This is a genomic window from Gimesia sp. (genome assembly GCF_040219335.1).
Classification (GTDB): Bacteria; Planctomycetota; Planctomycetia; order Planctomycetales; family Planctomycetaceae; genus Gimesia.
This window is the reverse complement of record NZ_JAVJSQ010000029.1, coordinates 52841-78772: the sequence shown is the minus strand read 5'-3', so window position 1 is coordinate 78772 and position 25932 is coordinate 52841. Positions and strand designations below refer to the sequence as shown.

The 25932-nt window shown below is 53.7% G+C and carries 15 protein-coding genes; 4 read left to right on the top strand and 11 right to left on the bottom strand.

Going from position 1 to position 25932, the window contains the following annotated elements; genetic code table 11:
- Positions 1-406 precede the first annotated feature (406 nt).
- Together RID21_RS22205 and RID21_RS22200 are read left to right on the top strand one after the other, a co-directional pair.
- Positions 407-1990, top strand: coding sequence for an Hsp70 family protein (locus tag RID21_RS22205; RefSeq protein ID WP_145439062.1), 1584 nt, complete (start codon positions 407-409; stop codon positions 1988-1990).
- 106 nt (positions 1991-2096) lie between these two features.
- The gene (locus RID21_RS22200; protein WP_350192706.1) at positions 2097-3134 is read left to right on the top strand and encodes a GspE/PulE/PilB domain-containing protein; all 1038 of its coding nucleotides are present in this window, start codon (positions 2097-2099) and stop codon (positions 3132-3134) included.
- A 20-nt stretch (positions 3135-3154) separates the two neighbouring features.
- On the opposite strand, the gene RID21_RS22195 is transcribed toward RID21_RS22200, so the two are convergent.
- From RID21_RS22195 to RID21_RS22160, 8 genes are all read right to left on the bottom strand, one after another.
- On the bottom strand, positions 3155-4453 hold the full coding sequence (locus RID21_RS22195; RefSeq protein WP_350192704.1) for a CNNM domain-containing protein: 1299 nt from the start codon (positions 4451-4453) through the stop codon (positions 3155-3157).
- A 20-nt stretch (positions 4454-4473) separates the two neighbouring features.
- A complete protein-coding gene (locus RID21_RS22190) occupies positions 4474-6240 on the bottom strand; it encodes an ABC transporter permease (RefSeq protein WP_350192702.1) in 1767 nt (588 codons plus the stop codon).
- Between the two features lie 84 nt (positions 6241-6324).
- Positions 6325-7317, bottom strand: a complete 993-nt coding sequence (locus tag RID21_RS22185; protein ID WP_350192700.1) for a polyprenyl synthetase family protein — start codon at positions 7315-7317, stop codon at positions 6325-6327.
- A gap of 255 nt (positions 7318-7572) precedes the next feature.
- Positions 7573-8052: a cyclic pyranopterin monophosphate synthase MoaC gene (moaC, locus tag RID21_RS22180; protein WP_350192698.1), complete on the bottom strand. Its 480-nt coding sequence runs from the start codon at positions 8050-8052 to the stop codon at positions 7573-7575.
- A gap of 68 nt (positions 8053-8120) precedes the next feature.
- A complete protein-coding gene (locus tag RID21_RS22175; protein WP_350192696.1) occupies positions 8121-12065 on the bottom strand; it encodes an AAA family ATPase in 3945 nt (1314 codons plus the stop codon).
- A gap of 98 nt (positions 12066-12163) precedes the next feature.
- Positions 12164-14224: a flagellar basal body P-ring protein FlgI gene (locus RID21_RS22170; RefSeq protein ID WP_350192694.1), complete on the bottom strand. Its 2061-nt coding sequence runs from the start codon at positions 14222-14224 to the stop codon at positions 12164-12166.
- A 317-nt stretch (positions 14225-14541) separates the two neighbouring features.
- A complete protein-coding gene (locus tag RID21_RS22165; protein WP_350192692.1) occupies positions 14542-15255 on the bottom strand; it encodes an LptA/OstA family protein in 714 nt (237 codons plus the stop codon).
- A gap of 68 nt (positions 15256-15323) precedes the next feature.
- On the bottom strand, positions 15324-16007 hold the full coding sequence (locus RID21_RS22160) for a hypothetical protein (RefSeq protein WP_350192690.1): 684 nt from the start codon (positions 16005-16007) through the stop codon (positions 15324-15326).
- Between the two features lie 270 nt (positions 16008-16277).
- On the opposite strand from RID21_RS22160, the gene RID21_RS22155 reads away from it, so the two are divergent.
- Both RID21_RS22155 and RID21_RS22150 read left to right on the top strand, forming a co-directional pair.
- Positions 16278-18314, top strand: coding sequence for a prolyl oligopeptidase family serine peptidase (locus RID21_RS22155; protein WP_350192688.1), 2037 nt, complete (start codon positions 16278-16280; stop codon positions 18312-18314).
- A 70-nt stretch (positions 18315-18384) separates the two neighbouring features.
- A complete protein-coding gene (locus RID21_RS22150) occupies positions 18385-19581 on the top strand; it encodes a RidA family protein (protein ID WP_350192686.1) in 1197 nt (398 codons plus the stop codon).
- A gap of 92 nt (positions 19582-19673) precedes the next feature.
- Here RID21_RS22150 and RID21_RS22145 read toward each other — a convergent pair whose 3' ends face one another.
- From RID21_RS22145 to RID21_RS22135, 3 genes are all read right to left on the bottom strand, one after another.
- Entirely contained in the window at positions 19674-21137 is a 1464-nt protein-coding gene (locus RID21_RS22145; protein WP_350192684.1) for a DUF1501 domain-containing protein, read from the bottom strand.
- Positions 21138-21217: 80 nt separating this feature from the next.
- Positions 21218-24124 (bottom strand): PSD1 and planctomycete cytochrome C domain-containing protein, encoded by a 2907-nt coding sequence (locus RID21_RS22140; protein ID WP_350192682.1) that lies wholly within the window; start codon positions 24122-24124, stop codon positions 21218-21220.
- A 292-nt stretch (positions 24125-24416) separates the two neighbouring features.
- The gene (locus RID21_RS22135; protein WP_350192680.1) at positions 24417-25871 is read right to left on the bottom strand and encodes a DUF1501 domain-containing protein; all 1455 of its coding nucleotides are present in this window, start codon (positions 25869-25871) and stop codon (positions 24417-24419) included.
- Between the last annotated feature and the right edge of the window lie 61 nt (positions 25872-25932).

The window sequence follows — 25932 nt, the reverse complement described above, 5'->3', positions numbered from 1 at the left end:
ACGCGCGCAGGAAATGCTCTGGAAGTCACGTTCAGAAATCGAAATCGAGACTTTTCATCAATCGAGATTGCGACTCCAGTTATCCCGATCAGCGCGAATGTAGGAATCAGTCAGGAAACGCTCCTGACCATGGCACTGAATTTTTGCCCATAACGATCAAATCCATTTCGTTAAGACTTTGCCAGATTTTAGTTTCCCAACGATCAAGTCCTTGATTCCCCATCACCACGGTGGCAGAATAGGTGAGTTAAACGTTATACAGATTAACTGGATACACCAATCTTGATTTCAGAATCAGATGAAATCGGGAGCGCGTCTTCCTGTTTCGCAACCTGATTCCTGCGATTCCGCTCCAATGTCCTGATCCATGATGAACCCGCTTGATAATCGAAATTAAGGTAGCATTATGAAGTTTGTTGAAGGCCAGACTGTTGGCATCGACCTCGGAACCACATATTCCGCCATCGCCCAACTCGACAAAGACGGGAATCCCATTTCCCTGAAAAACACGGATGGCCGCTCGATTACACCTTCGGTAGTTCTGCTGGGAGAAGAGGGACGCGTCGTCGTCGGCCCCTCGTTCGAACGGACGGCGATCGAAGACGATCCCTCCCGCATCATCGAAGCAGTCAAACGCCATATGGGCGACGATCACTTTTACGTCGTCTATCAGGAAAAGAAGCTGACCGCGGAATTCCTGTCAGCGTTGATCCTGAAGAAAATGAAACAGGATGCGGAAAAAGACATCGGTTCGATCACCAATGCTGTCATCACCGTGCCCTACTACTTCAATGACGTTCGTCGTAAAGCCACCCAGGACGCCGGCCGGATTGCCGGGCTGAACGTGATTGACATCATCAACGAACCAACGGCAGCCACCCTGGCCTATGCCTGGAAACGGAACGAGCTGGGTAATCCTGATGCCATGCCTGACGGCGAACGCACCATTCTGGTTTACGACCTCGGGGGTGGTACATTCGACGTCACAATCGTCCGCTATTCGCCTACGCAGTTCCGCGTACTGGCAACCGACGGGGACGTGATGCTCGGTGGTCTGGACTGGAGTCAGCGAATCGTGGACCATGTCGCGGAACAGTTCAAGAAAAAGTTCGGCAGCGACCCGCGCGAAGATCCCGTCACCATGCGGACCTGCGTGCAGGAGTGTGAAGACGCCAAGCGGGAACTGAGTCAGAAAGCCCAGGCCCCGGTATCGATTTATCACAAAGGGAACACACTGACGGTCGCGTTGACCCGAGGCGATTTCGAGCGCATGACCGCCGACCTCCTGCAGCGTACCCGTGACACCACCGAGCTGGTTATGCAGCAGGCAGGCGTCGAAAAAGGGGAACTGGACGACGTCGTGCTGGTAGGTGGTTCAACCCTGATGCCCGTTGTCGAGGAGATGCTGAAGACCGTCTGTGGTCGCGAGCCATCCCGCAGCATGAACCCGGAAGAAGCCGTTGCCCAGGGAGCCGCGATCCATGCGGCAATTCTGGAAGCCCGCGCTACCGGCGGTGAAAGCCGCATGGCCCAGGCAGTTAACAAGCGTCTGCGTAACGTCAGCACCGCTGATGTGAACTCGCACTCGCTGGGTGTGAAGATCACCGATCCCAACGACCGGACTCGGAAGATCAATCACATCATGATCAAACGCAATACCGAAATCCCTGCCAGTGTCAGCCAGAAGTTTGTTACAACTTCAGACAACCAGCAACGGATTCACGTGATTATTCTGGAAGGGGAAGCCAGTGATCCGGATGCCTGCACCACAATCGGTGACTTCCGCATCCTGAATCTGCCTCCCAACCTTCCGAAAGGTTCTCCGGTAGAAGTCACCTACCGGTATGATGCTAACGGCCGAATTCATGCGTCTGCCCGCGAACTGACCGGGAACAACGAATCGGCAACGGAAATTGTCCGCGATTCCGGTCTGGATTCTGAAGGCATTGACCGCTTCGAAGTTCTGGCCAGAGACTACGTGGTCGAGTAAAAATCAGTGCGGCGGGCCATCTTCGACCCGCCGCCCTCTTTCTGATAAGTGTCGCTGATGTTTTTCAATTTGTGATTTCACAACACAGAGCAAGGAGTTCTCTCAGGTGGCAATTGACGTCTACAAGGAATGGCTGGGAATCCCGGAAGGAGAACGTCCTCCACACCACTACGACTTACTGCGTCTGGTCAAATTCGAAGACAACGAAGAGAAAATTCGAGCGCATTATAAGAAGCTGAATAATCACGTTCGAAAATACGCCGCCGGAAAATACTCCAACGAATCCCAGGAACTGCTCAACGAGTTGGCCAAGGCCATGCTCTGCCTGACTGACCCGGAACGGAAACGCGAGTACGACGAAAGCCTGGGCCGCGAGTTTGAGGAAGATGAACTCACCGGTCCACAGTCCGTTGAACAGGTCCTGGTCGAACAGGGACACATCACGAAAGAGCAGGCAGCGGAGCTCAAAGGTTTTGCTGATCAGCGCGGACTGACCATGCGTGATGCCGCCGTCCAGATGCGACTGGTTAACGCGGCCACCGCCACTCAGGCCATGGCCCGCTCCCAGGGGATGCCGTACATCGACCTGGAGGAAACCCAGCCGGATCACGAAATCCTCCTCGAACTCCCCCAGCACGTCGCCAAAAGGAATACCATTCTGCCACTCTTCATCGACGATGATATGCTGCTGGTTGCCTGTGCGGATCAACCCACCCACGAACTCGAAGATGACCTGCGGATGCGATACCAGGTTCCCTCTCGCTGGGTACTCGCGATGCCCCGCTCGATCAACGAGGGGATCAAAAAGTACTATGCGGCCGCTGAAGAGAGCGAATCGGAAGAAGAAGTCGCAGTCGAAGAGACCACTTCCAAAAAGTCAGCCAAAGCTGCCAAGCCGGCCAAAAAGCCCGAAAAGAAGAAGCCCGCGAAGGGTGGAAGTCAACTCGCACCTGAGCAGTTGAAGGAGAGGAAACAGCTCTCGATCATCTTCAGTGGCTGGGCATTCATTGCCGCCGTTCTGATCGACCAGTTTGTACTGAAAAACTATGTCTTTTCACAGACCTGGCCATGGCCTTGGGTGCTCTCCACCCTCTCCGTGCCAGCGATCGCGTTCTACTGGATGTCGGGAATGTGGAAGAAATAAACACAGGCCCCCCGGGCCTGTCAGTCTTCTTCCTCTTCAGAATCACCAGGTGGCTGAGGCTTGAGTTCCGCCACCAGGTGCCCCAGCTTACGGACTTCGATTACTTCCAGCTGATATCCTTGCCAGTCGCAGACATCGCCCACTTCAGGAATGCGTTCCAGTTTTTCGTGGAACATGCCGGCTACGGTCAGCAGGCCGTCATCGGCAATTTCATATTCCTGCTGCAGCTTGCGACAGAGATAACGCAGGGTCGTGATGCCCTCGACATGGTACACACCCGACTCGACCTCACGCACCGGATCGCGGCGTAAAATGCGCCTGGCGCGACTCGGTTCCGGAGACAAAATGGTATCGATGATATCATCAAAAGCGACAATGCCGATCGTCTCTCCGTATTCGTCGACGACCGAGGCGAAGTTACACTCTTCTGCCTGAAACCGGGTGTAGACGTCTGCCAGGTTCGAACACCAGGGCACATGAATTACCCGCTTCGATTTTTTATTCAGCGAAGAAGTAGAAAACGAAGACAACTCGGATAAGGAAATAATGCGATCGATTTCTTCTGAGTCGACGCCCTGTTTGCGGAGGATGATGTAATCGGTATTGGGAGTAATCCGTGTGAGGTCTTCCAGCTGCAGAGGCATTTTGAACGTGAGATAGGTCCCCCGGGGACGCATCGCCTCTTCAACGAGGATTTCCGAAAGGTCCAGGATATTATGCAGGATCTGCCGCTCGTGGCGAATCACTTCCTCACTCGCCCCCGAGGCATCGACAGCACGTTCCAGGTCCTCGGAATGCAGGTATGACTCTTTCTGAATATGCGGCCAGAAAGTCCGCCGCATCAGACGACTGATATTCTGTAACAGTGGGATCACCGGATCCAGCACGCGTATCGAAAATGCCAGCGGCCAGCTGACCAGGATCGCAATCCTCTTGCGGAATACAATCGAAAGACTTTTGGGAAGCACTTCTCCAAACAGAATGATCGCCAACAGGCTGCCCACCGTGAAAAATCCGGCAGCAGCAGGCTGTCCCTCGTCAGCTAATTCCTTGGCAATCACACCGGCGACCGCAAAGTAGGACAGGTTGATCAGCAGGTTCCAGAACAGGACCGCTGTCAACAGGCGATCCGCATCGGCGGCCAGAGCAGCAACAACCTGTTCGCTGGACTTTCCCTTGCTGAACTGGCGAAGCTCAGCCCGAGAGAGATAGAAGATGGCAGTCTCACTACCGGAAAAAAATCCGGAGGCACAGATCAGAGCCAGCAGAGCCAGAGCTCCGGGAAACCAGATTGCAATCGTATCAATTAATGCGATCATCGTGAAACGGGACGGCCGCTCTATCCTTTATCGTAAGTAGTTTTTCCCAGGGCAACATCGAACTCAGATACTGCGGGAATATACATGGAAAGCACGGGCAGACCGTAGGCAAACAGAATCGTCACCAGCACACCCAGTGTGCCTCCCAGTAAAAACGAAGTAATAGCATAAAAGGTCAGGAAGGGAAGCAGCCAGGCGGAAATCGCCAGAGCCCGCGACGGGTTCCGATGTGTCAGAGCCGAATGCAGGGCGGCACTTCCCACGACGATAAACACCAGGAAGCTCTGCAGTTGCAGGGCAAACGATGAGCGGGCCTGCACCAGCAGGATCATGAATATCCCGATCCCGATAAACAGAAAGAACATCGTTCCCAGACTGCCGCCGATAGCCGAACGGCTGTTGTCATAGGTCAATCCCATGTGCAGACCGAGCACGATCGAGAAGATCATCAACGCCAGGAATCCGATCAGTGCACACAGGAAACCTTCCACTGAAAACGCCCCCTGTGCCACCAGGTAGCACAGAATCAGGACGGGCACCAGGATCAGTTCTTTGCTGTTATAGAAAATACCGCCCAGCTTGCCGAGCACGAATTCCTTCGCCGAAATATCGGTCACCAGCAGCAACTCAAGTGTTTTACTGTCCTTTTCCGAGGTGATCGACGTCACCGCCTGAGTATTCGCCAATACCAGGCTCAACCAGGCAATCCCGGCAAACGCGAGCCCCTGAGGTGGAATTACTCCGAGGTACAGCATTCCAGCCGCGGCCGCTTCGGAACTGGTCGCCGACCAGAGCAGGAAACCGGCCAGCAGAAAGTAAGCCAGCTTGATCACAAACACCTTGCGACCGTAGGCCTTCGTCATGATCTCACGCCAGATGACCGGGTTCGACCAGATGGCACGTGACTTTTCTTTGACGATGACTGGTTGCTGTTCGGCCTGGGCTTCCCCTTCTTTCTCTGCTTTGGGGGTTGCTTTGTAAACCGAGCGGGACGGATTCCAGACACGCAGCCGGAAAACGGTAAACACCCGCAATGCGATTCCCAGTACCGCCAGACTGATCAGGGAAGGCCAGGCACTCACGGAGATCGGCGAAAGACCGGTATTCAGCGAGAGCGGATTCAGAATTTCATACAGTGCTCGGAAAGGATCGAGGCCGGCGATCCAGGGGCGAAGTGCTGATGTGGGTCCGATCAGACCGACCAGCAGTTCCATAACTCCCAGAAAGACCACCATCCCCAAGACGCTGATCGCCAGCGTCTGGAATGTTTTCTCCCGCCAGAACGCCACCAGGGCGGCCCAGCTTCCCGTGGCATAAACGGTGATCAGGCAGATCAGTTCCATCCAGAGAATCTGCGCCAGTTCGACGCCTCCCAGCAGATGCAGGAAGACACACACGGGGACCGACGCCGCCAGCAAAACATACACAATCAGCAGACTGGACTGGGTTTTCCCGCTGACCAACTCCCGGTCCTTGAGTTCGGTCATCAGCAGCAGAATCAGGGTGCCGCGGTCTTTTTCCTGCGCAATGCTTCCCGCAGAAAACAGAAGTGTAAAAAACATCACCAGCAGCAACTGCAGAAACGAGATCATCTGAAAGATCAGATTTCCCAACCGGGCAAATTCACCAATGGTGGTGGTCTGAATCTGCTGAGTTCCCAGGATTGTCTGGCCGGCGGTGAAAATCAGAATGAATACCGCAGCCACGTAGCCGGAACGAATCAGGTAATGCCGGATCTGTCGGGGTGACGTCAGTGCTTCCCGAATGAAAATAGGATTGTTAAACAATGCTCTCTGGCCTCTTTATCCGATAAGTGACTGTAGTCAGTCAGAGACGCCCTTCTCCCCTCGACCGGTTATTCTTTAATGATATTAGATCGTTCTCTGGATGGCAAATTCGGTCAGTTCCTCAAGAATCTGTCGTGTGGGTGAAGCGGCACATACCTTGAGCGATTCCCGCGCCTGGCGGGCAAAATCCCGTGCCCGGTTGGCGGCATATTCGATGGCGTCGCTGTTCTTGATGAACTGTGACAGCCGCGATTTGGTCTGCGGGTCGGGTTGTGTGAGGATCTCCTGAATCGTCGCCTGATCGGCAGGACTGCTCTGGTCCAGCAGGCGGATCAGGGGGAGTGTCAGCTTCTCTTTCTGCAGGTCTGAACCCAGTGATTTGCCCATCTGCTCTTCGTCTCCGAGCAGATCGAGCAGGTCATCGGTAATCTGGAAGGCGACTCCCAGGGCACGACCATAATCTTCCAGGGCAGTCACTACGGTCTCATCGGCTCCCGCATACAGGGCTCCGAGCTCGGTACTGATGGCACAGAGTTCCGCGGTTTTCCCGTTGATGATCTGCAGATACTGTTCTTCCGACAAGGCCACGTTACCCCGTTCGTAGATCTGGGCCAGTTCGCCTTCGCAGACCAGATTGGTTGCCCGACCAATTAATCGACAGGCGCGGGCATCGCCCAGGCTGGCACTCAGATGGAACGCATGGGTGAAGAGGAAATCACCGACCAGTACGCTGGTTTCGTTATTCCAGCGGGAATTGACGGTTGCGACATGTCTGCGGATCAGGGCGTCGTCCAGAACATCGTCGTGCACCAGCGTCGCCAGATGAATCATCTCGACCACGGAGGCTAAAACATAGTGGCTCTCTTTAATGCCACCCGTCGCTGCAGCGGAGAGCAGCAGCAGGATCGGACGGAGCCGTTTTCCCTGAAAGCGGGTGATATGCTGCAAAACGTCGTGCACGTAAGGGTGCTTCGAGCTGACTTCGCTCAAAAAGACCTGCTCTGCCTGTGCCAGCTCACCGCCAATTAACTCTTCGACACGTGCCAGCAGGTCATGTGTCGTAAGATGCTCCCCCATTACAGCCTCACCACAATATCGAATCGATTTCCAGTTTTCGTCTGGCGGTCAGTTATTTATCAAATACGGAACATATGAATCGCTTCCACCGATCATATTCCGCGACCATTGTAAGCATTCTACCGGCAGATAGGAATGCAAACAGGGGCCTCTGTTGGATTTCGGGGATGAAATCAGACTTTCCCGTCTGCTGGGGTAAGTCAGCAGGGTCAGACCAGCTCAGCGTGAACGATACTGCCTCTCACCGCACTATACTCAGGCATCTTCGCGGATAAAATGTCCGCTTTTGCCACCCGACTTTTCCAGCAGTCGAGTCGGTCCCAGACTCATTCCCCGGTCAACGGCTTTACACATATCGTAAATAGTGAGCGCTGCAATGCTGACGGCTGTGAGGGCTTCCATTTCCACACCCGTTTTACCATCAATCTTGACGGTGGCGATGATCCGGATGGTAGATTCGTCCTGAACTTCATAATCCAGGCGCACGCTGCTGATACTCAATGGATGACACAGGGGAATCAGGTCTGCCGTCTTTTTCGTCGCCATGATGCCAGCGATCCGGGCGATCTCAAGCACGTCTCCCTTAGAGACCCGGCGATCCAGAATCAGCCTTTGTGTGGCAGGCTCCATTGTGACGAAGGACTCTGCCACCGCGATCCGCGCAGTCACATCCTTGCCTCCCACATCAACCATGCGGCTGGCGCCCTCGTCATCAAAATGGGTCAGTTCAGACATCGCTACCTCGGCTGTGTCAAAGAAAAGGGGTCGGTCCCCTCAACTGGAACCGGATACGCAGCCACTGTTTAAGCGGCTTCGGAGGCCCCGTCACCGCCGGAGCTGGACTGCTTGAAGTGACCATCTTCGCTGATGTCATCAAACCGGACGGACATCCGCTTGGAAACCCCGGACTGTTCCATTGTAACGCCATACAATACGTTACCAACAGTCATCGATCGTTTATTATGAGTGATCATAATGAACTGGGTCGTTTCCTTGAAGTCATCGATCAGTCCGGCATAACGTTCCACGTTTGCTTCATCCAGCGCGGCATCAACCTCGTCCAGAATACAGAACGGGCTGGGCCGGCTGCGGAAGATCGACATCAACAGCGCCACCGCGGTCAGAGTCTTTTCGCCACCGCTGAGCAGCGTCAGACCACGCAATTCTTTTCCGGGAGGCCGGGCGACGATTTCGATTCCACATTCGAGCACATCATCCGGATCTTCCAGAATGATATCGGCTTCACCACCGCCGAACAGTTTACGAAAGATTTCCTGGAAATGCCCCCGCACCACTTCGAACGTATCAAAGAACAGCCGCTTACTTTCGACATTGATCCGGCGGATGATTTCTTCCAGAGACGATTTGGCTTCATTGAGGTCATCCAGCTGTGACTTCATATACTCAAAGCGGCATTCCAGTTCGTCCAGGTCTTTCAGACTGTCCGAGTTGATGCTGCCCATCATCTTGATTTTCCGCCGCAGTCGGTTTACCTGGGCTTCAATCTCGGGACGAATTTCGAGGTACAGCTCCGCATTGAAACCCGGTTCAGTCAGCGCATCATCTTCGTTGACCAGCTCGATCTCGACCGGCTCTTCCGGAGTCGCTGTCTCGAAGTCTTCACTGAGTGAATCCTGCTCGATCGCGCTCTCTGCTTCCGGATCTGTTTCCTCTACCTGAGCGACTTCGGCTTCTTCCTCAGCAGCCTGTTCCCGTTCCGCTTCCGCGATCTCTTCCAGGTGCTGTTTGAGAATCGATTCACCCGAGGAGACGATTTCTTCCAAAGTGAGCTGGTACTCTTCCTCAATTCGCTCGGCCAGCGTCTTGATTTCATGCTCGATGTCGCGCGTCTTGAATTCCTCTTCGTGCTTCTTGTCGCTCAGCTCACGACGCTCCTTGCGAATCGCTGCCTCTTCGGAACTCAACTGTTTCTTGTACTGGCGTTTCTCATCCCGCAACAGAGTCAGGTTGCGTGCCTGCTCCAGGAAGTTCTCCTGAACCAGCAACTGTTCATCCAGCAGGGCACGTGTATTCAGAATGTGCAGATTGATCTGGGAATTCTTCTCCAGAGAAGATTCGTACCGCCGATTCGATTCTTCCTGCTGCTGGTGACGCTGTTCCGATTCACTGTTGAGACGACTGAAACGCTGTTCCAGACCGGCCAGACGTTCCTCATGCGTCGCCAGTTCCAGCTTGCGCGCATTCTGCTGTTCTTTCAGTTCCTGGACTTCACATTGCTTATCGAGCAGCTGCTGTTCGCCTTCCTGAATCAGTGCGTTCAGGCGATCCAGTTCTGCTTCCAGCTCCTGCTTCTCGACCAGCACCGCTTCGGCTTCCGCAGTCAGTTTCGCGGAATGTGCTTCCAGATCCTGCAGGTCACTGAGAACCGTTGCCAGTTCTTCGTTCAACTGTTCCTGCTTCTGTTCTGCAGAAACCTTGGCTGCTTTTTCCGTGGCCAGTGCTTCGGACGCTTCCTGCATCTGCTCCTGGCAGGCACTGCGTTCCCCATCAACCGTGGACAACAGCTCGTCGAGCTTCTCCAGCGCGACTTCATTATCATTCAGTGTGCGGTCGATACGAATCAGATCATTCTTGAGTTTTCGCAGTTCACTACGGCGAGTGAAGATCGCTGATTCACCACCGATCGCCCCAACGAAGATCGACAGGTTTTCCTCGACCAGTTCGCCCTGCAGAGTAACGAATCGACACTGCTTCCCTTCCTCGCGGGAGAGGCGAACAGCCGTCTCCAGGGAATCCACGATCCAGGTATCGGTCAATAACAGTTCGGCAAGCTGACGGTTCTGGGGAGTGTCTTTTACCAGCTGATCGGCACGATAAATCACTCCCCGCTCGCTGCTCAGATCCAGCACACCTTCCGGGGAATTCGTCGTTGTTTCCGACTCTGCCTTCGGTACAGCAAAGCTCTCTGGAACCAGGGAATCTGCCGACAGCGTGAACCCACTCGCCGCATTCGGTTCGGCAGCATTCGCAGAGGGATGCGTAATAAAACCGACGCGACCGGAAATGGAATACTTGCCCTCTTTTAAAAACTGATAGAGGGGATCAAACTCACTGATTACCAACAGCTGTGACCGACTGCCCAAAGCGACTTCGAGAAGAGCCGCCTGTTCCAGATCAACATCCAGCAGATCTGCCACGCTCCCCAGGATGGTATTCCAGGGGGGATAATTTGAGGTCTGGGCACGGTTCAGAATATCCTTCACGCCGATGCTCAAGCCTTCCTGCCGACGTTCCAGATCTTCCAGTACGCTTTTGCGAGCCTGGTACGCAGAGCGACGTTCCCGCAATTCGGAGAGTTGTTGCGTGCGCTGATCCTGCTGACTGAGCAGATCCTGTTGTTTTTCATCGACGGCCGAGAGTGCCTGTGCGAACTCGGCGACTTTGTCCCCGGCGGTACGGAAGCGCGCGGTACACTCTTCGACGACCGACTCGGCTTCTTCAACGCGTGCTTCCAGCTGCAGGCGTTTTTCATTCGCCTTGGTCATCGAGTTACTGACGGTTTCCTGCTGAGTCTGCATGGAAAACAGACGATTATCCAAAGCCAGCGACTGCTTGTTGAACTCGTGCATCTGCTGCCGCTTCTGCTGGATTTCTTCGCTGATCGCATCCAGTTCCGCAGTGACCACGGTAATGCGTTCCTGGGCTTCCTGCAGTTTTGCCCGCTGCAGTTCAAAACCGGCTTCGGAATTTTCTTTCTCCTGTGTGACCGCTTCCAGATCCCGCTGGATTTCCGTCGTACGCTTGGCCATCAGAATCCGCTGCTTACGAAGCCGGGTGATTTCGGTTTCGAATTCCGTTTTCCGCTCGAGCTGATGTTCGATGGCAGTCTGGTTGCCGGCGATCCCTTCGCGGTGAGTGGACAGCTGTTTTTCCACGGTTCGAAGCTGATCCTCGAATTCGGATACTTCAGCGTCGATGGCGCCCAGCTTATCTTCGTATTCCTGGTAACCCGCGTTCAGTTCATCGATCCGTTTCTGGTACTGACCGATCTGGTTATGCAAGGTTGAGAGTTGGGCGGTCAGATGTCGCCAGTCATCGGCGGCCATCCCCATCCAGAGTTTTCGCAGCTCGGTTGATGCCTCACGATATTTTGCCGCCTTAGAGGCCTGGCTCCGCGTTGAGTTGAGCTGGGCTTCCACTTCATCGACGATGTCCGTCAGGCGGAGAATATTCTGTCCGACCCGTTCCAGTTTCCGTTCGGCGTCGACCTTGCGGGCTTTATACCGGCTGATACCCGCTGCCTCTTCAAAGACGACGCGCCGGGTAGCTGCATTAGCCTGCAGAATCTGATCGACGCGTCCCTGCTCAATAATGCTGTAGGCCGAGGTGGCGGCTCCGGTCCCCATGAACAGGTCGCGAATGTCTTTCAGACGTACCGGATTCCGGTTAAGCAGATATTCCGAATCGCCGTTCTTCCAGAGACGGCGTCCGATATGAACCTCTTCGGCGTCGATATCCAGAAACCGTTGGGTATTCTTGAACGTCAACGTCGCTTCAGCATAGGCGTTCGCTTTACGCCCTTTGGATCCGTTGAAGATCACATCGGTCATATCTTTGCCGCGGAGACTCTTGGGACTCTGGTCACCCAAAACCCACTTGATTCCGTCGACAACGTTACTCTTACCACTTCCGTTGGGCCCGACAACGCAAGTAATGCCTTCCGAAAATTCAAAGATGGTCCGATCGGCAAAACTCTTAAAGCCGAACAGTTCCAATGATTTCAGCATCACTAAACCTTAAACGGGAAATTAAACAACAGACGTCTTAATGAGCAGGGAGTCAGGTACGATGATCGCAATCAAGGTGCCTGACCGTCCTTGCCGGATTATTTTTTGAAGTAACGTAACCAGCTATCGAAGGCACCCCGCTTCACGAATTTCCCTTCCTCATCCGTGGGACTGGCTTTCGGCTTCCGTGTATCAGACAGACTGGCTTCACCTTTGTTGTCTGAATCACCTTCTGCCTCTGCCCGTTCCCGCATTTCCTCTTCATATTCCGATTTTTTGGAACGTTTCGACTGAGGAGCACCATCGTGGAAGATATTGGGGACCATGTTTTCGTTGCCAACGCGTGAACCTTTACGACGTTTTGGCTTTGTAGATTTCATTTCGCCCGATTTCAGAGCCATCAGTGAATCTTCCGGTTCGGGTCGGAAGTACATCCGGCCCCCTTCCGGCAGTGCGTCGATTTCAACCTGTGCGTCAATGTTCCCCTGGCGGTGTGCCTGCAGGATCATGGCGGCGATATCGGGATAGCTGGCTCCCATCTCCACAGCGGTGCGTATCACAACGGCGATGTTCCGTGAGACTTTCTTTCGCTGGTCGGGTTCGCCGACTTCGTATTTACTGACAATCACTTCCTCACTGCCGGCAGCCCCGGTCACCAGCACTTCCCCGGCACGCACTGCCATGGGAACCCGGAACTCCTGCTCAGAACCAAACAGGACTACTTCCGGATGTTTCCGGTGCGTGATATGAATCATCGGCCCGCCATTACGGGCATTGCTGCCCTCTTTCTGATTGGGATCGTGACTGGTTCCCTGCTCCAGTTCCGTCTGCAGAACATGCAGCAGAAACTGACCATTCATGTCTTCACCACGAATGAAGGGATCATTTTTATCCAGGGTCCAGAGTGCCCGGAACGCCCCGTAACGGGTTTCGGCACTGGTCATGCACATCAGATCCCGCAGGTAGAGGTGCGCCTCCGGCTCGTCAATCGCCGACATCGCAGCCAGGGCATAGACGCGGAACGCAGGTTCCTCGCGGGCGGCTTCAGCCAGATGCTTCAGACCCGCTCCTTCTCCCAGGTAAGCCAGCGCGACCGCAGCGTGGAAGCGGACTTCGAGCAACGGACTCTTCAAAGCCATCTTGAGAATCGGAATCGATTTCTTACCGATGGCCTCCAGTTGAATGGAAGCCCGTTCCGCTTTCTCGGGGATCATAATTTCTTCACTCAGCTTCTGCATGCGTACGCGTTGCGCCACATCGGTTTCCCGGAAGGCGATATACCGCACGACCTGCAGATAACGTGAATCGTTGTGTTTGTAGCGTGGCTTGAGTTTCAGTACTACTTTCTTGTCAGTCTTGGCTTCGGCTAAAGGCTCTTCGATTCCGTATTGATCATAATGATGGAATCGTGTGCCGATCTTGTTGGCGATACGCTGCGCGTTACGAATACTCTTGAAATCGTTCCGCAGGTACAGTGCCAGATCCCGGTCGTCCGCGGTGGAGATCCCACCGGCCAGAATACGACCACGGCGGAGCATTCCGTTGGCAACTTCGACATCCTCGCCCATCGGCGGAATCAGAATCGGACCTTTGGCTTTCGCCAGGATATGACCTTTGAGCAGACCGCGTCCCTGAATCATTGCCTGTTCAGCCAGGTATGCTTCCATCAACCAGCCCCCTTCCAGGCTGGTCGCTTCACTGTTACCAGGCAGGTAGACTTCCACGTCGAAGCTCTCCCCTTTGCGAATCAGCGGAGGCAGATAGGCTTTCACGATGACCAGCGCGGTAGACGGGCTGCGTAAAATCATGTTCGGGTTTTTGACATTCCGGCGGCGCATCTCACGCAGCAGTGCTTCGCGGTGCACGGACGGAGGTGGATTACCACCGGTCCCTTTGAGGCCGGTCACCAGGCCGACCCCCTGCAGGGCGATCAGGTTCTTCCCGGTAATCTGTGTGTAATCTCCCACAAAGGGCGTTTCGACCTTTGTCTCGAATTTTTCCAGCTCGGAGAAGTCTTCCTCCTCATCTTCATCCGGGCTTTGCGACCGCATGTTGACATTTTTCAGCCAGCTTTGTGGCTTCAAATCGAGTTCCTGACATCCGGCGAATGAAAACGCCAGTGTGATCAGCACGATGAACGGATTGACAAAGTTCTTCACAGCACGACCCCGTTTGTGAGAATACAGTCTTTTCAGAATGTGTGTTCCCCACCTTAACCGAAGCCGGACGGACGTTGATCAACAGGCAGACGGACCGTTCGCGAGAACCTGTCCCTGCATCAGTAAAATTACTGAAATGAACCTGAGGAATCAGACAGTGCCGGAATCGACAAAGTAGAAAACCTGAAGAGAAATTGAGATTTGATTTTGAGAGAGATTAATGTGGATCGGGAGCTTATGGCATTGTGAAAAACAGGTCAAGAGGGATTTTTCGCCCTGTCGAGCGCAGGCAGATTCGTGCTCAAACCGCGGGAAACCTACTTAAGCAGTTGCAGGAATTCAGTTTTCGATATCTTCTGGCTTTGAGCGGACGCTGACCGGCGAGGCGGAATCTCGAACTCTATCTTTGAGATTTGATTAAAAATATCGTATTCACTGGGAGCTGAAGCTTCGAATCGAATTTGATCAGTCAGACGTCTATCGCGTTCATCAAAACTCACCAGATCAGTGGGCACAACTCGAAACGTTTTTGAGTCTCTGGAACAGACGTTGATCTTGACCGCAACAAGCTCCGTGGTTTTCTGATCGGCAGTGCTGAGCAGAGTGACAGTCCCCTGTCGCAGGTTTTGCAGGACCAGATGTGTGCCATCCTGATCATGAAACAGAGCTGCCTGCGGTGCATACATCCGCAGTTGACCGGAGATGTTCTGAATTTCGACATTTCCCCACAGATTGAAATACATCTCACCCGAATTTTTCCAGGAAGCTTCAATGGATTGAGCAATGAAACGCGTATTTCCACACACCAGACGAGCTTTACCAGTAATGGCGACGTTGCGTCGCCCCTTACTACGCAGACGGACCTTCAGATCCTCTCCCTGTAAAACGAATGGACAAAACTCCAGTGTCTGATCGCCGGTCTCGCTCACTTTTTCATGATCCGCTTTCTCCTGACGTGGATTATCCTCAGCAGAACAGATCACCTGCAGCCCGGCCAGGCATACCAGAATCGCGAAAATTCGAGACACCATTTCTGAACTCCGTTTCAGCTTGCTGGATACATTTTCTGATACACAGAATGAACTTAAACCAGATAGTGCTAAGGCTTTCGAGCTGTGGCTACCCATTCCTCTGAATAGAATTTGATCGCAGCCAGTTCGATCCCACTGAAGAAATCAAACGGATTTGACTGCCCTCCGGTAACCTCGATCCGCTGTGCATGCATTGCTGGCAGCACTTTCATCGTGACGTGATCTGTGGGATGAATCAGCAGGGTATCCAGGTTTTTATAAAACAGGTCGATGTAACCCGCACGAATCTGAGTAGTTTGTGTCCCCTGGGTCGTCGAAAGTGTTACTTCTTCTCCCTGACGGGACTGCAGCCTGAGAAAGCGTCGTCCTTTATCCAGGATCGCTTGCTGAGCGGTCATTCGCAGCTGTTCCTGTGCAATTTCAATCTCCACATGCCCCTGCATCTGGATCCAGAGATCATCTGGACTTCCATAAGAAACCTCGATCTGATCTGCAGCATACCGAGTCTGACCACAGAGCAGCCGAGCATTGCCTTTGAGCCTGATGAAACATTGATCCTCAAGTGTCACGTGGATAGTCAAATCCTCTGCCTCGACTTTGAAAGGCAGTTCTTCCAGGGATTTCGTTTTTACAGGACGCGGCGTATAGGTATTTTTCACAAAATACTTACGACCTGGAACGAAACCATCGGCTAAGCACAGATCAGACATTCCAATCAGACACAACATTACGACCAAAATCCGGGTGAGCATTTCTGAACTCCATTTCAGATTTGTTGAGTGAACTCAGCTTCCTGGAAAACTAAATTCTTACAGCCGGGGCAGGCTCTGGCCGGTGTTCTAACAGACAGTTTTTAGAGGGTCCATGCCAATTGTGAGCGATTTCGCCTCTTTACCCGATCAGGGATAATCTGGACTGCAGGAGTTTTCAAACGAGGCGGATTCAGACATGATATGGATACCAAGCTTAGTGACCACTGTTTAAGAAGTTACATCATTCCTGGTTCCTGCGAGATTCATCCTATGAAATTACCACAAAAATATCTTGTCAAAAATACAATCCCACTCATCCTGGCGGCCTGCTGGTCTTCCAGCCTGCTGTACGCGGATGGCCCGAAGGATAATCTGCCCGACCAGGTCCGCCGCATCCCCGCATTGGGTGTCGAAGTACCAGAGAAACAGCGTGCGCAACTGGAAGAGGGGCTGGCGAAACTCAAATCGTCAATCGATCAGCTTAAACAGACTAAGGATGCCCGCATTCGTTCCCTGATCCCCGATGTCGAAATCTACCATCGGGCCGTGCGTTGTGCCCTGGAATACCAGGAGTTTTTCCACGAACGGGAAATCGGAGTGGGCTCGAAGCTGCTCGAACAGGGACAGGAGCGAGCCGACCAGCTGCTGAAAGGGGAAGCCCCCTGGACAAAACAGACCGGCCTGGTCGTCCGCGGCTATATCTCGAAAATCGATCAGACGGTTCAACCTTACGGCCTGGTCATTCCCGAGAGCTATACCTTCTCGGGTAAGAGCCAGTACCGCTGTGACCTCTGGTTCCACGGACGGGGTGAACGGTTGAGTGAAGTTAATTTCATTAACCAGGCACAGCGTTCTCGCGGGCAGTACACGCCGACCGACACGATCGTTCTGCACCCTTACGGCCGCTACTCGAATGCGTTTAAATTCGCCGGCGAAGTCGATGTCCTGGAAGCACTGGAATCAACAAAACAGAATTACCGCATCGACGATGATCGCGTCGCAGTCCGTGGATTCTCGATGGGGGGCGCTGCCTGCTGGCAGTTTGCCGTCCATTATGCTGACCGCTGGTTTGCCGCAAATCCGGGAGCAGGCTTCTCCGAAACCCCGCTCTTCCTGGATGTCTTCCAGAACGAAGAGCTGAAGCCGACCTGGTACGAGGAAAAACTCTGGCAACTCTACGACTGCCCCGGGTATGCCTTGAACCTGTTTCAATGTCCGACGGTCGCCTACAGTGGTGAAATCGATAAACAAAAGCAGGCAGCCGATGTGATGGAGGAAGCACTCGCCAAAGTAGGCATCGACATGGTCCACATCATCGGTCCGGAAACCGCACACCGGATTCATCCCGACTCCAAGGTAATCATCGAAGAGAAAATGGATTCCCTGGCTCGCGTAGGGCGACAGCGGGTGCCTTCCACCATTCACCTGGTCACCTATACCCTCAAATACAATCAGATGGACTGGGTGACTCTGGATGCGATGGGCGAAGAATGGACCCAGGGCCGTATTGATGCCCGCCTGCCGGGAGGCAACCGGGTGGAGGTCAAAACACAGAATGTCACTGCTTTCACATTGAAGATGGCTCCCGGCGAAGCACCACTGGACATGACGCATCCCGTCACAGTCAAAGTAGACGGTGCGGAACTGAAAGCCCCTCGCCCGCTCTCAGACCGTTCCTGGCAGGTCTCGTTTCATAAAGCCGATGCTGGCTGGCAGGTCGGCCCTGCTGAATATGCCAAGGGGCAACTCGTCAAAAAACATAATCTGCAGGGTCCTATCGACGATGCCTTTATGGATTCGTTCATCTTTGTCTCTCCGTCCGGCAAATCTGCCTCACCTACGGTTGAGAAGTGGGTCCAGTCAGAAATGAAACATGCGATCGTACACTGGCGTCAGCAGTTCCGCGGTGATGCCCGCGTGATGCAGGACTCACAGATCACGGACAAGGAAATCGCTGCGAGCAATCTGGTACTCTGGGGCGACCCGCAGAGCAATCAGATCCTGAAGAAAATCATCGACAAGCTGCCGATCCAGTGGAACCAGGAGATGATCGTTGTAGGCAATAAGCAGTATGCTGCCGACCATCACGCTCCCGTGTTGATCTTCCCTAACCCACTGAATCCAGAGAAATACGTAGTTCTCAACAGCGGGTTTACTTATCGCGAGTATGCCTATCTGAATAATGCCCGCCAGGTGCCGATGCTGCCCGACTGGGCAATCATCGATTTACGCACTCCGGCTGGCAGTCAGTATCCCGGAAAAGTGGTTGATGCCAACTTCTTCGATGAATTCTGGCGTTTGAAATGACCCAACACTTCCCCGGGCAATGTGCCCGGGGAGTATTTACGTTCGATTCTTTTTAATGGTGAACTCACTCATGAAATCCCTGACGAATCTACTAACAGCCGTTGCACTGCTGGCTCTGACCGGATCGGCCTCGGCCGAGGTGGCCTACCTGAATCCGTCCGCTGAGACAGGAACCTCGCAGTGTGCTGTCGTCAAAAACAGTGTGCTCGCACACACTTCTCAGATCCTGCCGATCAATTTCAATGGGGGACAGGTCGTGGCAGGAAATGCGGGAGATCAGACTGCGATGGTACTGCAGAATCTGGATTACCTGCTGGGCAAAGTCGATGCCACCCTGTATCGCATTGTGAAACTCAACGTCTATGTGGCCCGCGAGGAACTGGTCTCTGAAGTCAAACAGCGACTGGTCAAAGAACTGAAATTCAAAGTTCAGCCCGCCTGTACTTTCGTGGTGACCAAACTCGCAGATCCCAAGGCCCTGGTGGCCATGGATGTGGTGGCGGCACTCGACTCAGACAAAAAGATTGCGAAGACTGAGATCTACAACGACAATGTCTCCGGGTTCCGTGTCGCCCTGTTACCCGCAGGACGGACCGCCTACATTTCCGGTCAGGCCGTCAAAGCGGACACACTGGAAGAAGCCACAAAAAAGACCATGGAAGAACTTCACCAGACACTGAAGTTCCTGGGTGGCTCTCCCGAAAACATCGTGCACCTCAAAGCGTTTCTTACCCCGATGAAACAGGGAGAGAGTTCCGCAGAGGTGATTGACAGTTTCTTCCCCGAGAAACGCCGCCCGCCGGTCTCGCTGGTGGAATGGTTTTCCACCCTGCCGGTCGAGATCGAAATGATTGTCGCATTACCTGAGCCGGCACCAGCCTCCCGTCCTGCGGAGACCATCGCCTACAAGACGCCGACCGGGATGAAAGCGTCCCCCGTCTACAGTCGCGTCGCGATTGCCGAGGTGAGTGACCGGATCTATGTTTCGGGAATCACTTCTAAAGAGCCGGGGAATTACAGTACGCGGATCCACAGCGCCTTCGACCAGCTGAAAGCGATTGTGACGGAAGCAGGCAGCGATATGGAGCACCTGGCCAAAGCGACCTACTATGTTTCCGACAACGAAATCAGTGGCGACTTCGGTAAGATCCGCCAGGAATACTACAATCCGAAACGGCCCCCGGCAGCCTCCAAGGCGACCATCAAAAGCGTGGGCATTCCGAACCGGATCCTGCTGATGGATATGATCGCGGTTCCCGTCAAGTAAGCGAATCCGCTTCGATCGAGCAAACAAAAAACGCCCTGCATTACAGCAGGGCGTTTTTCATTGATTCTCAGTTGTCGTCAGTGCATCTGCCATTAAGCAATGATGTCATGTACGATGCGGCTGGGCTGACCATCAATCAGCGTCTGCTCTGCCCCGTTGCGGGTGAAGGTCAACTGCTCAGCATCGAGACCAAACAGATGCATCAGAGTAGCGTGATAGTCGCTGTGACTGACTTTGTCTTTGATGGCATGGTGACCAAAGTCGTCGGTCTCGCCATACGTCATACCGCTCTTCAGGCCACCGCCGGCCATCCACTGAGTGAAGCCATAGGTGTTATGATCGCGGCCCTGCTTGGCAACTCCGGCATCGTTCTGGATCACGGGGAGACGACCCATTTCACCACCCCAGTGGACCAGGGTTTCATCCAGCAGACCGCGTTGTTTGAGGTCTTTGACCAGACCTGCGGAAGGCACATCCACCCGCTTACAGGTTCGCGGCAGTGAAGTCCGCATGCTGGTATGGTGATCCCAGTGCTGGTTCCCCGTCATGATCTGCACGAAGCGAACACCACGTTCAATCAGGCGGCGGGCAATCAGGCAGCGTTTGCCGAACTCGGCTGATTCCGGCACGTCAATGCCGTACATCTTCTGGGTGGCCAGTGTTTCCTGGCTCAGGTCGAGTGCCTCGGTGGCTGCGGTCTGCATCTTGGCTGCCAGTTCATAGCTGGCGATACGAGCTGAAAGATCGTCTTCGCGAGGATGCTGGCTCAGGTGCCGCTGGTTCAATTGACCGAGGAAGTCGAGATATTTTTCCTGGGCTTTACCACTCAGGTGCGGCGGTGCATTCAGGTTCAGAATACGTGGTTCTTTCGGACGAATGACCGTGCCCTGGTACAACGAGGGCAGCCAGCCATTGGTCCAGTTATCAACGCCCAAAACGGGTGCGCCGCCGGGATCGACCATGGCGATATAAGCGGGCAGGTTTTCGGATTCTGATCCCAGACCATATGTCAACCAGCTCCCCAGTGTCGGGCGACCGGGCAGAATGCGACCACTGTGCATGGCGTAGATCGACTGTCCGTGATTGTTGACGCCGGTGTGCATCGAACGCATCAGCACGATGTCATCGACGACTTCTCCCAGACCGGGCACCAGCTCGGAGAGCTCCATGCCGCATTCGCCGTGCTTCCTGAATTTCCAGGGGGTGCCCAGCACTTTGGAACTGGCCTGGGCGGCATTGTCGTATTTGATATCGCCGGGAAACTTTTTGCCGTCGTACTTCTGCAGCATCGGTTTGGGGTCGAACATGTCCAGGTGACTGGGACCGCCCTGCATGAACATGGAAATCATCGACTTGGCGCGGGCTGGATGATGCGTCGGTTTGACCTTGAGGTCAAAGACTTTCTTTTCCAGTTCCGGCCGGGCCACGGGATTCTTCGCCTGGGCCTGCTCATGATTGAGCAACCAGGACAGGGCGACCGAACCAATGCCCATGGAACTGGAGGCCAGAAAGTGACGGCGTGAATGCGGGGCTGTCAGGGGGGCTTGTTTATGCATAGTGCGATACCATTCGAGTATCTGAAGTTTTAAAACATGTGAGACATAAAAGGCGTGCAGCTGAAATTCAGCGCCCCGCGTCAGTCGACATACAGGAATCCGTTACTGCTGAGCAGGGCCTGGCAGAAGGTTGCCAGTGCCAGCTGTTCCGGAGTTTTGCCTGCACTGTTTTTCTTATCAAACTGAGGAATCTGTGAATCAATGAACGCAATCGACTGTTTAACTTCTTCGGCCGTCGGCTCTTTACCGTAGGCCAGCATCCAGGCCAGTTTGACCTGTTCCGCTTTGTTGCCGGCCCGTTCTTTCTGCAGACGTTCTGCGAAGTACTCGGCATGTTCCACCATGAAACCACTGTTCATCATTAACAGTGACTGTGGAGCCACGGTGGAGGAGGAACGTTTTTCACAGTTGGGCTCCATCTTGGGAGCATCGAACATATCCAACACAGCCAGCGGTTTACTGCGGCTGACCGCAACATAGATACTGCGGCGGAACTGGCGATCGTCCATTTTGATATTCTTACCCTGGCGACCGGCGGAATCGACATTGGAGATCCCAACCACGATCTGGCCGACTTCGTCTTCTTTGACGGGAACCGGAGTACCATACAGGTCGTTCTTCAGTTTACCTGTCACGGCGATGATGGAATCGCGAATCGTTTCCGCTTCGAGACGACGAACCGGCATATGGCCGTAGAGCAGGTTGTCTGGATCGACGACATCATATTCGTCGGATCGTTGTGAACTCTGCATGTAAGCGGTAGAGGTCATCATCATCTTGTGCAGACGTTTGATTTTCCAACCGTTGGAAACAAAGTCGTGAGCCAGCCAGTCCAGCAGTTCACTGTGGGTCGGCGGAATGCCCAGCTTGCCGAAGTCGGTTGGCGAAGCCACGATCCCTTTCCCGAAGTGATGCAGCCAGAGACGGTTCACAAACACACGGGCCGTCAGCGGATGCTCGCCGTTGGTGATGTACTTCGCGTAGGCCAGACGACGTCCCGTTGTGGGGATGTCTTTATTCTGCGTTGGAATTTCAACCTGCTGGTTCAGACTGGTTTTGACGACCGACAGGCCTGCAGGTTCCAGTTCATGTTTGGGTTGTTCGAAGTCACCCCGATTGAAGAAGAAGGTTTTTGGCACTTTCCCCGGGACTTCAGTCAGGACACGAATGAATTCTTCCTGCGGTTTTTTCTCACGGATCTTAGCCGCTTTGTCACTGTATTCCTTGAGGATCGCCGTGGTTTTCAGTTCATTAAACCGCTTGGCTTCATCTTTGAAGTGCTGCACCTGCGCAGCTCCTTCAGGATCAAATTCCTTCAGATTGGTTGTCGAAACCAGGAGACCTGGAAACTCTTCGATAATTTTCTTCTCTTCTTCCGTCCGTTTTTTCGCGTCGGCTTTCTGTGCAGCTAAAGCCAGTGCTTTGCGGTCTTCCGGAATTTTGGCCAGCGTTTCTGTTTTGACTTTTTCGACCAGATCGCGAGCCAGTTCCTTGGATTTCTGAGTCGCTTTGCTGGACTGCTCATACAGAGTCCGGTCGTAGAGATACAACGAACCTGCAGAGAGACGGTTAATACGGGGATAGTCCTTCAGCAGGGCCACCTGTTCCTTGGTCCGTTCTTTACCCGCCGTTTTATAAGCTTTGCGGGCGGCTTCCCGCTTCTCTTCAGGCACCTCCAGCAGTTCACGCTCGAGAGTACGGTCGATAAACTTGTTAACCAGTTCGGTACGTTCCGCGAGGACTTTCTGAGCTTCTTTTTCCAGTTCGTTCGCTTTCTGGCGATCAGCGTCCGACATGATCGAAATCCGACGTCCGGCTGGGGTCCGCCAGTTTTTCCAGTCCAGAGCCGGTTCGAAAATGGCACGGAAACGATAGTAATCGTTTTGTGGAATTGGATCGTATTTGTGATCGTGACACTGGGCACACGCGACGGTCATTCCCAGGATGGAAGACGACACAATATCCACGGTGTCTGTCACAACCTGGTTTTTCGCGACTTCCTTTTCAGCAGGGTTACTGCCGGTCCCATCCGGGGCCATACGCAGAAAACCGGTGGCAACCAGCTTCTGCATGTCTTCCGGACTCAACTTGTGATAAGGCGGCTTGACCATTTCATCGCCGGCCAGCTGTTCCTGCAGGAACTGATCGTAAGGCTTATCTTCGTTGAACGACTTGATGACGTAATCACGGTAACGGAAGGCCCAGGGGCGTTCCTGGTCTTTATTGTTGTAGCCTTCGGAGTCAGCATACCCGGCGACATCCAGCCAGTGACGTCCCCAGCGTTCTCCGTAATGCGGCGAAGCGAGCAGACGGTCGATCAGTTTTTCATAGGCGTCCGGACTCTTATCATCCAGAAACTGCTTCAGTTCTTCCGGAGTGGGAGGCAGGCCAATCAGATCGTAAAACGCACGTCGTGCCAGCGATGCTTTGGCTGCTTCCGCCGTAAAGGTCAGATCTTTTTCTTCCAGTCTGGACAACAGGAACGCATCGATTGGCTGGCGGACCAGTTTGGGTTGTTTTACCTGTGGTACGGAAGGATTTTTAACAGGCTGGAATGACCAGAAAGCCAGGTCGTCAGGAGCGATATAATCAGCGCCGATTTTTTCCGGTTCGGGACGCAGCGTATGCGCGCCTTGATCGACCCACTGTTTGAGAATCGCGAGTTCCTCATCAGGCATGTGTTTGCCCTCGGGAGGCATCTCTTTGGCTTCGATGCGGGCGATCAGTTCACTCTCGCCACTCTTGCCCGGCACGATGGAGGGACCGCTGTCGCCCCCTTTGACCATGAACCGCTTGAGACGGAGATCGAGACTGCCTTCCATCTCGCCATTTTCGCCATGGCAGTGCAAACAGTGGACTTTGAGGATCTTGCGCACATCGTTCTCAAAGGAGAGCGTATCCGTTTTTTTCTCAGACTCAGCGGCCTGAGTTGAAGTCAGACAGACGGATGCAGAAAACAGAGACGCCAGGAAAAGTCGACCGATCATAGAAGAAGACTCTCGTGGTAAGGTTTATGGTGAGGGCTACCCGGCGGAACCAGGCAGTCTAAATGGAGGGCTCATGAGCAGCTCAAAGTCTAATAATAACTAAAAGTTGCCTATATATTATGGTATCGGTTTTACCCCGAAGTGCAAGAGAGGATTTTCAAACGGGTTGGATTAATCAGAAACGGTAAAAAGATCCGGGTTATGTAAAAAAGAGCGGTTTGGTGACCTTTGACAGCACGCAAACCGCTCATCTATTCGTAAAGTATTATTTTAAATATACTTACACAATCAACTAGCCTGTCACCAGTTTTTCCATGAATTCCCCTTCGTTCAGCGTGGGGCGTTCCGGACTTCCCTTGTGACGATATTCCAGCTTCATGTTACTCAGACCGAGCAGGTGATAAATGCTGGTGTGAATGTCTTTCACATGCATCCGGTCTTCGACGGCATAGAGGCCCAGTTCGTCGGTCCCGCCGATCGTCTGGCCCCCTTTCACACCGCCACCGGCCATGAACATGGTAAACCCGGTCGGGTTATGATCGCGGCCATCCCCTTTTTCACTCATCGGGGTTCGACCAAATTCTCCGCCCCAGACGACGAGAGTCGAATCGAGCAGACCACGCTGCTTGAGGTCTTTCAGCAAGCCGGCAACACATTTATCCATGCCGCGACAGAGTGCCGAATGACGTTTTTCAATACCGGAGTGTGAATCCCACTTACTACCAGCACCATTGTAGAGCTGCACGAAGCGGACGCCTCGTTCGACCAGGCGGCGAGCCAGCAGACAGTTGGTGCCGTAGACCTGGGTCTCTTTCTCGTCCATCCCGTACATTTCCCGGGTCGCCTGGGTTTCCTGAGTCAGGTCAACAGCTTCGGGAGCAGCAGCCTGCATCCGGAACGCCAGCTCGTAGGATTCAATTCGAGCATCCAGTTCAGACTGCTGTTTGCGGGACGCAGCATGCCGCTCATTCAGCCTGGCAAGCAGATCGAGTTTGCCAGACTCCTGAGTGACAAACACATCATCGGGACGATACAGATTGGAAATAGGTTCCTTACCTGTATTCAAGCGGGTTCCCTGGTACACGGCGGGAATGAAAGCCGTTCCCCAGTTACGCGGACCATTGACCACCGTGCCGTTGTTGTCCTGAATGACGACGAAGGCGGGCAGACTTTCGTTTTCGGTTCCCAGTCCATAAGTCACCCAACTCCCCAGTGAGGGACGGCCAGCGAGCGGAATACAGGTATTCATCTGGCAGACACCACCGGCGTGGTTAATCCCGTTGGTCCAGCAGCCGCGTACGACAGCGATGTCATCTACGCAGGTTGCGATGTTCGGCAACCAGTCAGAAACCCAGGTACCGGCTTCGCCGTGCTGTTTCCATTTGCGTTTGGAAGCCAGCAGCGGTGCGTTGATTTCACCCATCGCGGTAATCGGCTTCTCGAAACTGTCGGGCAGCGGTTTGCCAGCCAGCTTCTGCAGTGCCGGTTTGGGATCGAACATGTCGATGTGGCTCGGGCCCCCTTCCATGAACAGGAAGATCACACTCTTCGCTGTTGCCGGGAAGTGCGTCTGCTTGGCTGACAGAGGTGAAAAGGATTGCGTAGGCTTCTTTGGTTTCGTCTTTGCAGCTGCTTCGGCCTGCTGTGCGAGCATGGCGTTCAAAGCGATCCCACCGAAGCCGGCTCCAGCCTGCATGAGGAGCTGACGACGATTGACGACAGTATTGATATCCTGATATTGATTCATGAGATTATCTTTCCGCAAAAGCGTTTAATGGTCACGGGTGTTTGATGGCGTTTCTGCTTGA